The organism is Oleiphilus sp. HI0086 (assembly GCF_001635225.1).
On the sequence record NZ_LWFZ01001060.1, the window covers coordinates 1 to 14,819 of the forward strand.

7 protein-coding genes are annotated in these 14,819 nt (G+C 43.7%); all 7 read left to right on the forward strand.

All coding sequences use genetic code 11. The features are described from left to right. Positions 1–23 precede the first annotated feature (23 nt). Complete coding sequence (locus A3756_RS18930; protein ID WP_068515291.1) at positions 24–269, forward strand: acyl carrier protein; 246 nt, start codon at positions 24–26, stop codon at positions 267–269. Position 270: 1 nt separating this feature from the next. Then, positions 271–1,782, forward strand: coding sequence for a class I adenylate-forming enzyme family protein (locus tag A3756_RS18935; RefSeq protein ID WP_082865367.1), 1,512 nt, complete (start codon positions 271–273; stop codon positions 1,780–1,782). A gap of 27 nt (positions 1,783–1,809) precedes the next feature. Further along, complete coding sequence (nadE, locus tag A3756_RS18940) at positions 1,810–2,802, forward strand: NAD(+) synthase (RefSeq protein WP_068515293.1); 993 nt, start codon at positions 1,810–1,812, stop codon at positions 2,800–2,802. After that, positions 2,802–3,935 carry a GNAT family N-acetyltransferase gene (locus tag A3756_RS18945; protein WP_068515295.1) on the forward strand — a complete coding sequence of 378 codons (1,134 nt, stop codon included), beginning with the start codon at positions 2,802–2,804 and terminating at the stop codon, positions 3,933–3,935. The genes nadE and A3756_RS18945 overlap by 1 nt, the downstream gene beginning before the upstream one ends. 21 nt (positions 3,936–3,956) lie before the next feature. Continuing rightward, positions 3,957–6,035, forward strand: coding sequence for a molybdopterin cofactor-binding domain-containing protein (locus A3756_RS18950; protein WP_068515303.1), 2,079 nt, complete (start codon positions 3,957–3,959; stop codon positions 6,033–6,035). A 139-nt stretch (positions 6,036–6,174) separates the two neighbouring features. Next, a complete protein-coding gene (locus tag A3756_RS18955) occupies positions 6,175–12,915 on the forward strand; it encodes a type I polyketide synthase (protein WP_068554300.1) in 6,741 nt (2,246 codons plus the stop codon). Continuing rightward, positions 12,915–14,819: condensation domain-containing protein (locus A3756_RS18960; RefSeq protein WP_156490603.1), on the forward strand; the 1,905-nt coding region annotated here is incomplete at its 3' end. The genes A3756_RS18955 and A3756_RS18960, both read left to right, overlap by 1 nt.

Here is a 14,819-nt window from a genome sequence, read left to right on the forward strand (position 1 = left end):
TTATTTAAGATTTAGGAAACACTATGAGCAATGAAGCAACGCTAAGAACATTTATCCTTGAGAACTACATGTTCACAGACAATCAAGACGAACTCAAAAATGATGACTCTTTTTTGGATAAAGGCATTCTAGACTCCATGGGAATACTCGAAGTCATTGCACTGCTTGAGGATGATTTTAACATCACCGTTGAAGATGAAGAGATGGTTCCTGAAAACCTTGACTCAATCAACAACCTACTAGCTTATATTTCTAAGAAATCTGCATAGTATGACGATAGCAAGCATATTAAGTGCGCTGGCGAAGCATGCTCATTCTACTCCAGACCGGACTGCCGTAACATATAGTGTTAACGAAGCAAGGAATCTTAGCTATTACCAGCTAGCTTGCCTTGTTAACATCTATAGGAAGAAGATTAAATCATTGAATATTCCTAGCAACGACAAAGCTGTTATATGCCTGGAAAATTCCGCTGAATATATCGCTCTCCTTTATGCTTGCTGGTCTCTAGACATTACTGTTATTCCACTGCACAGCCAAAGTGCTGTTCGAGAAGTTCAACATATTCTGGATTTCTCTCAAGCGAAGTTAGCCATCACCAAAAATAATTTGGCAATAAACTTAGAAAACTCAGTTCAACACCTCAAGGTAGAGGCAAATGAATTTGAGCTATTATTAGACACGGAAGCAGCGAAACCCGACTTAGACCAGTGGGTAATCCCAGCTGTTGAGCACAACGCGCTAATCTTGTTTACCTCTGGCACCACAGGAGACCCTAAAGGTGTCATGCTTTCTCATAGTAACCTGCTTGCTAATACTCAATCAATTGTCCAATACCTGAGCTTAAGTGCGACCGACTGCACCTATTGCGTATTACCATTCACATACAGCTACGGCAACTCAGTATTACAAACTCATATTTATGCTGGGGCAAGTATTTGCTTAGGGCAGTCAATGCTCTACCCTAAACTCATTGCTGAAGACTTAAACAAAGCAAGCATTACGGGTTTTTCTGGTGTACCCTCAACATTTCAAATTCTTTTACATAAGACTAGCTTTGCCAAAATACATCCGCAACTTAGATATATTACCCAGGCAGGTGGAAGTATGAGTGTTACGACTACCAAAGAGTTACTAGAGGCACTACCTAACACCGATATTTACGTCATGTATGGACAAACTGAAGCGTCAGCAAGGCTCACCTACCTGCCGCCAGCCAGACTACTAGAAAAAGCCGGCTCAATCGGCATCCCAATACCTGATGTAGAGTTAGCGATTAGCGATGAAAGCGGCAAACTATTGGGGCCAAACGAGACAGGTGAACTTATTGCCAAGGGAGACAATATCATGCAAGGATATTTGAGCAACCCAACGGCTACGGAACAAACAATTACAGGTGACTGGCTACACACCGGCGATTTGGGCTACAGAGATATTGATGGTTTCTATTACATCAAAGGCCGCCAGAAACAAATGATTAAATCTGGCGCTAACCGTATTCACCCAGAAGAAATTGAAGAAGTTATCCTGGAGTGTGATGCTGTTAGCGAGGTTTCTGTCACTGGAATCAAAGACGAGCTGCTAGGCGAAGTCATCGCTGCTTTTGTAATTCTCAAACAGGGCTTTGGTGAAGACCCAAAACCGATCCGCTATCATTGCCGGAAAAATCTACCGCCTCACAAACAAGTTAAGGAAATTTTCTGGGTCAGTGAATTTCCTCGCACAAGTAGCGGAAAAATAAAACGTCACGAGCTAGCAAGCTTTGCCAATGCGCGCAAATAACTCATTTACGGAAAGAAGAGATCACTAATGAATAGCCAAGTTGAAAACCTACTTAAACAATACACCCAGTTAGACCATGCAGCTGAGGTAGAACGCATTGGGGGATTTATTAGAGACTCCTTACGAAAAACGCTACACCGTCGCGGCTTGGTCGTCGCAATATCTGGTGGAATAGACAGCTCAGTTAGTGCAGCTTTAGCTGTCAGTGCACTTGGCCCGAAAAAAGTATTTGGAATCTTAATGCCAGAAACAGATTCTTCTTCAACTAGCTTAGAGAGAGGTAGAGCTCTAGCCGAGCACCTCGGCATCGAGTATACAGTTCAAGATATTGCCCCAGCACTAGAAGCAATAGGTTGTTATGAATGGCGCGATCAAGCGATCAAAAAGACCTTCCCAGAGTATTGCGAAGGTTGGAAAAATAAAATAGTGATCGATGGAGGGGCTAAAGGACAAATTAACCACTTCAAACTTGTCGTTGAAGACCCGTCCGGCAAGCAGCAGCAAAAGCGTTTGGGTTTAAATGAGTACCTGACAATTGTAGCAGCAACAAACTTTAAGCAACGTATCCGTAAAAATATGGACTATTTCCATGCAGATCGGCTGAACTATGCTGTAGTGGGTACACCTAATCGAGTTGAATATGATCAAGGCTTCTTTGTCAAAGGTGGAGACGGTTTAGCAGACATCAAACCAATTGCTCACCTATATAAAACACAAGTATATGAATTAGCTCGTCACCTAGGGCTGCCTGAAGAAATCTGTAGTGCCACCCCCACTACCGACACCTACAGCCTAAGCCAGGGGCAGGACGAATTTTACTTCGCTCTTCCATATAACAAAATGGATGTAGCGCTGTGGTTCTATAACAACGAAAAGCCATCATCAGAGTTAGCAGAAGCATTAAACACGAGCACTGAACAAGCAGACTTTATTTACAATGATATTGAAAGCAAACGTAAAACAACTCAATATTTACACCTCCATGCACAGTTAATAGACAAGGTTGATTTGGGTTGGTAATGATGAGTGCTAAAAAAAGCCAAACGAAAAACAATCAACAAAAAGTTTTTGACAGGCTTGCCGTGCGTTTTAAGGATCGAATTCGTGAAACCGTTACAGACAATGAAACGGAAGGTGTCGACTCATTCCTTAAACAAGCTTTTGTAAATAGCCCTTTGCGACACTCCCCCGAGTACAACGATTGGCTATTTTCAAATAACATCAAAAACCCCCGATATATCGCTTGGGACGGGAATGATGTTGTCGGCACCCAGTATGGTTTAAAGTGTACGGTTAATTATGCCGATAAGGTTTACTCAGGGTGCTGTGCCATTGACCTCTCGGTCGATGAAAAATGGAGAATGAGAGGCCTAGGCGTTGCTTTGATCAAAAAGCTCATGGATCAACATGATTTCGTTATAGGCCTAGGGATATCTCAAGCTGCTCAAGCGATGTTTACAAGATTGAACTGGTACAATCTTGGAAATATAGCTTTCTATATTAAACCTCTTACAGCAAAAGGATTTTCTAGCACCCAACAAGGCCATGGGGTAAAAGGTACTATAATTTATCCAACAATAGCCTGGGGCGTTCGTTTTTTTACTCGACTAAAGCACTTAGTAAGAACTAGAAAAACGATAAAACCGATATCCCAAGTTGAGAATTATAAGAAGGATTTAGAATACCTATACAACAAGGAACATAATCTCAAAATACTCAACATTAGAAAGAATGCTGAGTATTTTGAGTGGCGCTACATTGAAACACCATCACAGCACCCTTACGACATTCACTTCCTATACGAAGGAGAAAACCTATCAAGCTACTTGGTTACAATGATTAGTGAGTGGCAAGGAAAACAGGTTCTAGCAATTTGTGACTACTTAGCTCCAGATTCAGACTACCCTGATCTAATCAAGCTAAGTGAAAAGTTAGCCTTAGAAAAAAATGTTGATGCAATCATGTATCAAGGCATCAACCTGGACATGGAACACGAATTGAAGAAGTCACTTTTTATAAAACGTCCTCATGGTGATCTATTTATGCTTCACTGTAAAGGTGAAGCCTGCAATCTAATGCAAGCACAGGATATAAAAAATTGGCGAATTACATTTGCAGACTCTGATATGGATTTCATGTTCTTCAAACCTTAGATAGTTTATGAATACCAGCTTATGGATACTAATCGTAGAGAATTCTTAAAACTAACCACTAGCGCCGGTGTAGGCCTTTCACTTGGCATTTCTCTCAATGGCTGTAATGAATGGAATACTGAAAGCCTAGCATTTTCACCAAAAGCTTGGCTAAGTATTCACACAGACAATCGAGTTGTCATTACCTTACCCAAAATCGAAATGGGGCAAGGAATCATTAATGCAATACCCGCAATCATAGCGGAAGAATTAGATTTAGAATGGTCAACTATAGAAATCAAGCTGGCTGACGCGGACACGAAGCATGCCCAACTTCGAACCAGTGGAAGTAGCTCAATCAAGTCACTATGGCTCCCTCTTCGAACTGGGGCTGCAGGTGTCAGGGGCATGCTACTACAAGCAGCAGCCCAAACTTGGGAGGTTGATCAACAAAGTTTAAGCACCAAAAATGGCCAAGTTATAAACCAGCAAACAGGAAAGCACATTAGTTATGGCGACTTGAGTAAGCTGGCCAGCACATTCCACCCCCCTAAAAATCCTGCTCTTAAAAAACCTAGTGAATTTAACTTTATAGGGAACAAAAACCCTAGCCTAAACGTTCACGACATCGTCAAGGGACAGGCACAATATGGTATCGATACTGAGCTGGAAAACTTGCACTATGCTGCAATTACTCACGCCCCCACATTTAAATCAACACTAGCGTCAGTCTCCACTACAAGGCAATTAAGCTCCGGTGTTAAAGGAATAGTAAAGCTAAATAACGCCGTTGCGGTTGTAGCTACGTCCTATTGGCTAGCGAAAAATGTCTTATCAACCTTAAATATTACATGGCACTCCGAAACAGATAATGACCTAAACCAAGCTCAGATAGAAAGAGACTTTATTGATGCCTTAAGTCACACTGGCAAGCTCGTAAAACAATTCGGCAACGCCTTCCCTTCAGGAGAAGGTATCAGTGCTGATTATCACAGCGCGTATCAAGCTCATGCTTGTATGGAGCCGATCAATTGTACCGCCCATATTCACGATGATGGCTGTGACGTATGGGCACCAACTCAACATCCAATGATGGCCCTTGGTGCAGCGAGAGAGGCATACCACACACAACTTGGTAAATGGAGTTCAAAAGTTCTTCGTAAACTTGGAATATCTGATAATGTTAGAGTTCATACCACTCTTTTAGGAGGAGGATTTGGTCGTCGACTGGAGCAGGACTTTGTTACCGAAGCTGTCATCATTGCAAAAGAGTTCAACTTTCCGGTTAAATTACTCTGGTCAAGAGAAGAGGATATACAAAATGATTTCTACCGACCTTATTCATCTCACCGTATAGAATCCCAAATAGACAAAGGGAAGATTACTCACTGGAGACACACAGCTTCTGGGGCGTCAGAGGGGAAAATAAGTGGTGGTGCCATTGACTTCCCATACGATATTCCCAATCGGTCACTCTATTTTCAAACGCTAGATCACGGTATCCCTATTGGTTCTTGGCGCTCCGTTGCCTATTCAAATCATGTTTTTGCAACTGAAAGCTTTATAGATGAAATAGCTCACTACGAAAACACAGACCCTTTTCTCTTTAGACAAAATTTACTTCGACACGATGACCGTTCAAAGAGGCTTTTAGAAAAGTTAAAAGAGGTAAGTAAATGGAACTGGCATCTTAGCAAAGGAGAATATATTGGCATCGCCTTTAATAGAGGGTTCGGAAGCTATATTGCATTAACAGTTCTGCTAAACAAGAACAAAGAAGGCATTACAATTACGGAAATCCACTGTGTCGTTGATTGCGGCACCGTTATCGACCCAGACTCAGTGACAGCTCAAATAGAAGGCGGAATTCTCTATGGATTAAATGCTTCGTTAGGTCATTCAATCACAATACAGAACAACCGCATTGAGCAACATAACTTTGATGATTACCCCCTGATTAAAATAAATGAAACACCAAAAATATACATTGAGGTAATTCCTAGCAATGTTGATCCTGGTGGAATTGGTGAAATAGCCGTGCCAATCATCGCACCAGCCATCGCTAACTCAGTTTATTCCGCTACAGGGGTAAGGCATAGAAGAACGCCGTTTAAACTTTAGTGACTAAAGAAGTATCAATAGATCGATATTAAAGGAAATTACCTTGAAATAGACTGCTTCAATCTCTAGCTTCCCACTCAGAAGTAAGTGACACTGCAATAATTATATAAACTCTAACACCCAAGGCAAAGAGGTCAGCTTGAATTTCATCGACACGGTCAAACAAAACTTTGACTCTATCCCCACGTCAATAGCGATTCAAGATAATCAAGTCTCGATAAGCTATGCTGAACTCGGGCAGCTTGTTGCAGGAATCAATTCCAGGCTCAAACAGTTGGAGCTAGAACAAGGTAGCTACGTTGGTCTATATTTCGAATCGAAACCCTTGGCGATAGCAAGTATGATCGCGTTGCTGGACTATGGCTGTGCCTACATTCCTCTTGACCCGATCTACCCCAACGATCGATTGGCATACATGCTGGAAAACGCGAATGCGAGCTTTGTGCTATGTGATAGGGTATGTGAATTTGCGCCGAAGTCGACCAAATCAATTAACTTTAGTCAAACATTCCCTACAGAAGAAACCTTAGAACAGGTCCTAGCAAATAAGTCCCAAGCATTTAAGAACTTTGGCATCGATAGCGCTCAACTAGAAGAATCGACTGCTGCCTATTTAATCTATACCTCGGGTTCAACAGGGCGCCCCAAAGGCGTCGCGATGCCCCATGGCCCTCTAAATAAGCTGATCGACTGGCAGAATGCTCATTACAACGAAAACTACGCCCCTAAGACCTTGCAATTTTCCTCGCTCAGTTTTGATGTATCTTTCCAGGAAATCTTTTCTAGCTTATCACTTGGCGCAACGCTATACACTCTTGACCCACTGATCAAACAAGACTTTAAGTCTCTTGCTGAATATATACTCGAACATCAAATCGAACGAATTTTCATGCCTTATGTCGCCTTGAAAAACCTGATGCAATGGTTTGTTCGACTAAACATCGTGCCGAAGTCCTTGAAAGAAGTTATCACCGCGGGCGAGCAGCTAATTATCACTGAGGATATTAGGTCTATCTTCGAACAGCTCCCTAAGACAAGCTTGTCAAATCAATACGGCCCTTCAGAGTCTCATGTGGTAAGCGAACTTATCATGAGAGCCCCTGCCAGCGATTGGCCGGAAATACCCCCAATTGGTAGCGCATTACCTCACGCGAAACTTAATATATTGAATGATAATGGCCAAAATGTCAGAGCTGGAGAAGTAGGAGAGCTCTATATTAGCGGCCCAGTTTTAGCTACTGGTTACATAAATAATTCGATAGAGACAAACAAACGCTTTGTCACTATGACGATCAATGGCAAAGAACAACTTTGCTATCGTACAGGGGATTTGGTCTCAGCAGATAATAAGGGCCAGTTAGTTTATTCAGGTAGAACTGATAACCAAGTAAAAATTAGTGGCTATCGTATTGAGTTATCGGAAATTGAAGCCTGTTTAATGAAGCATGAGAGTGTCTCCAATGCAGCTGTAACAGTTTCAGAGAGCGAAGCGCAAAAATCGATTATTGCTTTTATTGTAAGCAACTCTGAGGATGCTTCAATACTCAAAGCATACCTCACGCAAGAGCTACCTGCCTATATGCAGCCGTCTCATTTTCTGTTCAGCGATGCACTGATGACAACGCCTTCAGGGAAAATCGACCGCAAGAGTATGCTCGCCCAGTATCACGCCAATCAAGGTAAGTTAGCTGAGCAGGTTTCAAGCATGCAGAAAGAGCAGCTAATAGCTGTGCCAGATAAAGTGTCACTAAGCTCAATGATCTATTCCTTGCTTGGTAACGACAATATCGACACATCAAAAAGTCTGGTTGATGTAGGCATGACATCACTCATGGCGAACCAGTTATCAGTTCAGCTATATGAAAGCTTTCAGCTAGATATACCCGCCTATAAGCTTTTTCAATACGCTTCGATAGACTCGTTTATCAATCATCTTAGTAAGCAAGTGAGAACTAACAACTATCAGACACGAAATACTAACTCCCGCAAAGATGGCTCTCGTGACATCGCTATTATAGGCATGGCCATTAATGCACCTGGCGCAAATAACCTTCCACAATTTTGGGAGAACTTGCTAGCAGAAAAAGAAAGCCTGCATGTATTTGCACCCACGTCAGCAGATGGTGAAGTTAACACTCGAGGTATCATTGCAGAGCCTCTTGCTCTCGATGCGAGTTTTTTTGGAATTTCACCAATTGAAGCCGAGTTTATAGATCCACAGCAACGCATTATGCTCGAGCTAGCTTGGCACGCCATAGAAGACTCTGGAATTGTTGCTGACGAATTTCCGGGACGTATTGGCGTCTTCTGTGGTACCGGTAATAATTCATACTATTTAGAAAATGTTTTAAAAAACCCTGAAAAGCTCGCTGACTATGGCGCTTTACAAGCTATGGTCGCAAATGAAAAAGATTACACCGCAACACGAATTGCGCACAAACTTAACTTAAACGGCCCTGCAGTCAACATTCAGACTGCCTGCTCGACATCTCTGGTAGCGGTGTGCCAGGCTGTTGAAGCTCTCCGCTCTGGCGAATGCGAGGTCGCCATTGCTGGAGCCGCTTCTCTCTCCTTCCCGCAAGAACAACCTCATATCCCCGAAGAAGGAAGTATCAAGTCTCATGACGGTCATACGCGCCCCTTCGATCGCGAGGCAAACGGCACTGTGTTTAGTGATGGTGGCGGTTTGGTCGTTCTAAAACGACTCGATTACGCTATCGAAGACGAAGATAGAGTAACAGCCGTTATCAAAGGTGTAGCAGTCAACAATGATGGCGCTCAAAAAGGCAGCTTTTCAGCCCCAAGCGAAGAGGGTCAGAAAAACGTTATTCTGGCAGCACAACAAGATGCTGGACTCACTGCAGATAAGATAGGGTACATAGAAGCTCACGGAACCGCTACCCCCATTGGTGACCCTATCGAAGTATCGGCCCTGAAAGCAGTCTTTGAACAAAACTCTAAAATACCTGAAGCTCAGTGCCTACTAGGATCCGTCAAAAGCAACCTGGGGCATTTAACTGCAGCAGCCGGTGTCACGGGCTTAATAAAGTCTGCACTATCTGTATCGAAAGGACAGATTCCGGCCAGTATTAATTTCACATCACCAAACCCTGACTTAAGGCTAGAGTCTTCACCGTTTTCTGTCGCTACAACCACCGCTACTTGGAAACAGGAAATTGGCCAGCGATATGCAGGTATCAGCTCATTTGGCATAGGAGGCACCAATGCTCATGTGATTATCTCTGGGTATGACGCTGAGCCGGCAACTGCTTCTGCACAGACACCAACAAAACTACCACTGTGTCTTAGTGCAAATTCACCCAAATCACTCGCTGATCAAGCTAGGCAACTTGAAACATTTCTACTAAAAAATACTGACACAGATATCGATCACCTTAAAAACACCTACTGCTTTCACCGACAAGCATTGAAGTATCGACAAGCTATATTAGGAACAACTAGAGACAGCATTCTTAGTGAACTATCACAGTTCACTAAGAATGCTTCAGACGCGCCTACAAAGGACCCAAAGATTATATTTATGTTTCCTGGACAAGGAACTCAAGTTAATCGTATGGGTAAGAAGCTCTACAATGAACTTCCGCTCTTTAGAGCACATTTGGATAACTGCATCGAGATATGCAAAGACGAATTTAACGTCGATCTCATACATATCCTATTCTCGGATGATCCAAGCCTTCACCTTACTGAGAACACGCAAATAGCATTGTTTTCGGTGGGTTATGCTATTGCATCAAGTTTAATGGAGCTTGGTATCAAACCCGACGGAATGATGGGACACAGCATTGGTGAACTAGCTGCGGCAACCTTGTCTGGGGTATTCGATTTACACACGGCAATTAGAGTAGTTTTAACGCGCGGCAGAGTCATGCAAAGACAGGCGAGTGGTAGCATGTTAGCCGTAGAAAGCAGCTTTGACGCAATCAAGCACTTAATTCCGGATAGTGTTGTTCTTTCAGCTCAAAATACTCCTGAATCACTCACTCTCTCTGGTGAAGATGTTCATATTGAACAAGCAAAAGAAGCACTGGAGAAGGCCAGTATTCATTGCACAAAGCTAAGAACCTCGCACGCTTTCCACTCGCCAATGATGATCCCTGCCGAGCAGGCTTTCATCACAGAGCTCAAGGGCATTCATTGCAAAAAGCCCAGTATCCCATTTATTTCCTGTGTCAGCGGCGACTGGATTACAGATGAACAAGCAAGCGACACTCGCTACTGGGCTAGCCAGATAGTAGCTCCGGTACAGTTCAAAGGTGGCACTGAAAAGCTAAGCAAGTGGTCAAACCTTATTGTTATAGATTGCGGCCCAAGACGTGTTGCGTCTCACTTACTTAGCCAATGCTTGGAAGATAAGGATGACCTTAATATAATAACGGCCCTACCAAAGCCAACAGAAGAAGCTGAAGATAGCCAATTTATCGCCTGCCTAGGCAATATATGGAAAACGGGATTATCTGTCGACTGGCGTAAACTAGCCAGGCCGATAAAACCAGCGATGGGGTTTTTACCTCCTTATGCCTTTGAACATAAAGATTTCTATATAGCACCACAGGCCAGTCACTCCGCCTTCAACCTAGAACAAGAGCTTAGTAAGAGCTTTGACAGTAATCAGTCCAATTTCTTGGGCGACCTGACTCAACTTAGCCAAGGGCTGCAACAACAGTTTGCAGCCATGAATAACAACTTTCTCGATATTGCATCATTAGGCGCTAGCCCAGTCTCAATTCAGGAGACTCAAGTAGTATCTGGAACCAACTTATTTAATGATATAGAAGCCGACACCATGACGACAAACGCGATCAGCCAACTCAAAACACTTTTTTCAGATACTTCGGGCATCGACTTAAACGACGCCAATCCTGATGCAACCTTTTTCGAATTAGGCCTCGATTCTCTATTCTTAACGCAGTTAGCCTTAAAACTGAAAAAGACCTTCAAATCCAAAGTAACCTTCCGTCAACTTATGAATGAATATAGTTCATTCAATAAGCTAGCGACAAAGTTAGAGGGCGACGGAGCCTTAACTAGCGCGCCTGTGGCAACACCGAACCAAGCACCTGTTCACATTGACACGCCTTCTGTTTCCGCTCCTTTACCAGTAAGTCACGCGACTACCACCAATGCAAACGGCTCGCCTTTAAACAGTTTGCTTTCGCAGCAACTTCAATTGGTAAACAGTCAAATTGCTTTATTAAACCAATTAAGCCAGGGTCAAGCAGGAGCGCCAGTTCAAGCTTCAGTACCTGCCACTACACAAACCTCCGGCACCGCGGAGCTAAGCGATACTCAAGACAAAAAACCCTTTGGTGCGGGCACCCGTATTAACGTTAAGCGCTCAAATGAGCTCAGTGCCGATCAACAGCAGAATTTGGAAAAGCTTAGTCAGCGCTATAATGCCAAGTTTTCAAAGTCTAAAGACTTCGCTCAAGCAAACCGCTCCCAGCTCGCGGACCCTCGAGTAGTCTCCGGGTTTCGAGATAAACTGAAAGAGGTTATTTACCCTATTGTTGTCGAGAAGTCTGCCGGCGCACACCTTTGGGATATCGACGGAAATTGTTTGATTGACGTCACCTGTGGCTTTGGCTCAAATTTCTTTGGCAATGGTGCTGAATTTATTCGCTCGGCCGTTGCCAAACAGCTAGAAACCGGTTACGAAATCGGCCCCCAGAACCCCTTAACTGAAAAGGTATCCAAGAAATTTTGCCAGTTAACTCAACTAGAGCGTGTTGCTTTCTGTAATACTGGTTCTGAAGCTGTACTTGGCGCCATACGATTAGCGCGCACAGTGACAGGCAAAGAACATATCGTCATGTTTGAAAACGACTATCATGGAATCAATGATGAGGTTATCGTCCATCGAGGTTCGAATGGCCTACCGTTACCAGCAGCCGCCGGTATTCCTGGAGAGGCCGTCGCCAACACAATGATTCTAGACTACGGTGACCCACAGTCTTTAAAGTATATCGAAGAAAACGCCGATGACATCGCTGCTGTTCTGATCGAACCTGTACAAAGCCGAAACCCAGAACTTCAGCCTAAAGAGTTCGTTCAAGAGTTAAGGAGCTTATGCGATCAAAATGAGATGGCCCTTATATTCGATGAAGTCATTACAGGTTTCCGCCTCGGACCACGAGGAGCTCAAGGCCATTTCGATATTCCAGCAGATATCGCAACCTACGGTAAGATTATCGGTGGAGGTATGCCAATTGGTGTTATTGGAGGCAAGTCCAAGTATATGGACGCCTTAGATGGTGGCCAATGGCGATATGGTGATGACTCATCGCCCGAAGTTGGCGTAACCTACTTTGCGGGAACCTTTGTACGCCACCCACTCGCGATGGCTGCAGCAAATGCAGTATTAGATAAACTAATAGCCGAGCCTAGCATACAGCAGGATTTGGGCAACAAGACCGCTGCAATGGTCGAGCAAATGAACCTGTACGCAAGCCAACGACATGCTCCGATCAAAGTCGTGAACTGCCAGTCCCTATTCCGTTTTAAAATTCCCCAAGATATCGCTTACGAGGAACTAATATTTACGCTGTTGAGAGAAAAAGGAATCCATATATGGGATGCACGCCCATGTTTCCTTACCACAGCTCATAGTGATGAAGATATCGCTGCAATCATTAAAGCTTTTGAGGAAGCCGTCGACGAAATGCTGTCGTTAGGATTCTTTCCCGAGCTCGATCCTAGCAAAAACACGAACACCCAAAACACTGAAGAAACGGCGCCATTGCAAAACACTCCGCCAGTTCCAGGAGCTAGATTAGGAAAAGATTCCCAAGGAAAGCCAGCATGGTTCATAAAGGACCCTGAACAACCTGGAAAATACAGAATGCTAGAGCAAAACTAATGACCAGCCAAATCAAGACCATACAATCTGTTTCGGTAGATTTCGACCCCTTTGCTGATCAAAAACCGACCCTGATAAAATCGGTTCCGTCCACGGCAGCACAACTTGAAATATGGTCGTCTGTCCTGATGGATCCAAAGGCTTCAAGTGCTTTTAACGAATCCTTTACCTTAAAGTTTAAAGGAGAGCTCAGAGTGCCTGCTCTCATCAATGCACTTGAGCTAACCGTTGCAAGGCATGATGCTCTCAGAGCCAGTTTTTCTGAAGATGGCACAAGCTTTAGAGTATTCGACTATCAGGAAATTCAATGCGGCTTAGAAAATATTGAAAAACAAGCTCTTGAAGAACTTATTGAAAGCGAAGCCCGCGAGCCTCTGGACCTAGTCAATGGCCCTTTATTCAGAGTTCGCTTACTGAAAGAGTCGGATACCTGTCACTACCTGATATTCACTGCTCATCATATTATTTGTGATGGCTGGTCTCTTGGCATCGTGATCGCAGATTTGTCAGCCTTTTACAATAGCACCGTAAAGGGAAATTCGGCTGATTTAGAAGAAGCATACTCTTTTGTTGATTTTGCAGGTCAATCTTCAGAGAACGAGGACAAACAATATTGGCTAGATAAATTTTCAAAAAGAATTCCCGATTACGAGCTTATATTAGATAAAGACCGCCCCAAGAATAGAACCTTCAATGCGCGCCGAATAGATGTTGATGTCGACCTAGATCTAATCACTGAAATTAAGAAAAGTGCAGCCAGCATAGGATGCAGCCTAAGCGCTTATACAATGGCGATCTATTTTATTGCCTTGCAGCGCTGGACAGGAGAGTCCTTTTTAGCAGTAGGAATGCCAACCGCAGCACAACCCGGTATCGCTCCGAATTCTTTGATTGGTCATTGTGTTTCGACAGTTCCTATCGTCAGTGAGCTAAATCCTTCTATATCAGTTGCTCAAGCAATACACGAAATTAGTGAAGAGATTCTAGACGCTTTTGAACATCAGAACTTTACCTTTGGGGAGTTGATTCGAGAGCTACCCATTGCAAGGGATCCTTCAAGAATTCCACTTTTACCCCTGCTTTACAACTTTGATACAGGCTTGGAAGACGAACATCTAGATTTTCACGAGCTAAAATGTAGTTTCCACTCAAACCCAAGGTTTTATGAAAACTTTGAACAGTTTATGAATGTCGCCGACTACGGTGACCACTTCACAATCGAGTGCCAGTACAATACTGACCTATTCCTGGAAGAGTCAATCAAAGCCCGAATCGATGAATATATCTGGCTCCTAACCCAGTGTAGTTTTAATCTAAACCAGTCACTCAGCGAGCTGGAACTCAGCCCTATTAACGATTATGAATATTTACTTACTCGTAGCCTAGGTACGCACCATTTCTGGCATGAAGAACAAGCCAACGCCCCTCGCACTGTCGGTCACTACCTTCATCATCAAGCTCAACAATTTGCCGAAAAAGAAGCCGTCATATTTGAGCAGGAAGTCTTAAGCTATCGTCAGCTTGATGAACTTAGCTCACAGTGGGCTCAGCTCCTATTAGAGGAGCACGTATCGGTTGGGGACCGCGTTGGCTTGTGCCTGGACCGCTCTCAGCATATGCTCGCGGCCCTAATTGGCATATTGAAAGTCGGCGCCAGCTATGTCCCGCTTGACCCTGACTTCCCCGATGATCGTTTGGCGTACATGATTGAAGACTCGGGCTTACAACACCTAGTCACTCAAGAAACGCATATCAAGCGCCTGCCTTCTGTTGCACACATACTCAATACCGATCTGATTTCTGAACGTCTATCACAGCAGAACACAGCTTGCCCAGATGTAACAATCCCTGAGGATACAGCTGCGTATATCATCTATACCTCCGGTTCTACCGGAAAGCCTAAA